Origin of the sequence: Roseicyclus mahoneyensis, from assembly GCF_003148775.1 — a bacterium.
GTDB lineage: Bacteria > Pseudomonadota > Alphaproteobacteria > Rhodobacterales > Rhodobacteraceae > Roseicyclus > Roseicyclus mahoneyensis.
Genome location: NZ_QGGW01000029.1, coordinates 1 through 1,422 on the forward strand (window position 1 = coordinate 1; position 1,422 = coordinate 1,422).

The 1,422-nt window shown below is 57.9% G+C and carries 1 pseudogene; it reads left to right on the plus strand.

The window, feature by feature from the left end:
• Positions 1–136: 136 nt before the first annotated feature.
• Positions 137–727 (plus strand): annotated as a pseudogene (locus tag C7455_RS19760) (pyridoxal-phosphate dependent enzyme); the annotation flags it as partial.
• Positions 728–1,422: the final 695 nt, after the last annotated feature.

The following is a 1,422-nucleotide window of genomic DNA, read 5'->3' on the forward strand; positions in this document are numbered from 1 at the left end:
ACAACCACCAGCGGCCCCATGCCGCCCATGGCGGACAGCCGCCCGCCGTGGTCTACTTCAACGCAACCCAAACCGATCAGCAGGTCCAGGCAGTAGCTTAAATCACCCTCGGAATCTGTCCAAGAGTTGGGGAGTAGCTCACTATGGGGAGAGCATGGCTGAGGCAGAGACGGCCGCAGCGACCGAGGGCTGGACGCTACTGTCCGACAGCTCCTGGCCCGGCTATACGGAGACGCCCTTTCGCGTCATGGAAGGCTACCTCCAGATGGCGGCCGAGATCGTCGATCAACTGGAGGAGGCGCCAACACACATCGTGCTCCAAGCCGGCGTCGGCGGCATGGCGGCGGCCGTAGCCGCCTTTGCGAGGAAAAGCTGGGGCAAGACACCCATCATCATCGTCGTCGAGCCAGACGCCGCTACCGCGCTGATTGCAAGCGTCCGCGCCGGCAAGATCGTGACGACCGAGGGACCCGTGTCAGCGATGGGCCGACTCGACTGCAAGACGCCATCGATGATCGCGCTCGCCGGCCTTGCGCGTGATGCCGACCTCTTCGTGACCATAAGCGAGTTGGAGGCCCAAAACGCGGTCGAACGGTTGGCAGCGAAGGGCATCGCCACCACGCCGTCCGGGGCAGCCGGCCTCGCAGCGCTCTTTGCAGGACTGCCGGAAATGCCGCGCGAAGCGCGCGTCCTATGCATTCTCAGCGAGGGGTCCGAGGTTGGATGAGCAAGCGGTCTTTCCTGCAGAGGAGTTCCGCGGGCGCTGCGCGAGGCTGCAGTCGACGATGACGGCCCATGGCCTCGACGCACTCCACAAACCTCGCTGACAAGAACCGCGAGACGATTGCGGCGCTGGAAAAAGAGAACGCAAGGCGGGCGAAGATTGTCAAACCTTCCGCCGAAAAGCGTCAAACCCGACCCTAACAAGGACCAGACATGACTACAAAAACCCAAAATTTTAGCTTGTTAAGTGGTGCCCGGGGGCGGAATCGAACCACCGACACGAGGATTTTCAATCTATATATAGTGTTTTTTAGCGCGTTTGGACATGAACTCTACTGCGACGAATTGAGACACCCAAAGACAAGAATAACTATTTATTTTCTGTTACTTACGGAGATTTTTCATAAAGATATTCGACTGTGGACAACTCAATTCGTATCATTGAGTTTCAGGCAAGCACACACAATATGTTGCCCATGCGTTGCCCCGATTTGGCACTGCGCAATGTGTGGGAGCTGGGTATGAGCGATCAAAAAGCCTTCAAATTCACAGATAGGTTCTTGAAGAACTGCCCTGACGTCGACAGTCGCGTGCAATTTCGTGAGTAACCGCCCGATTGGCACCGCCTGCCGGATTTCGGCGTGAGGTCCTAAGACACGTGCATAACGACGTCGTTTGCGACGTCTCTTATGCGCGGAG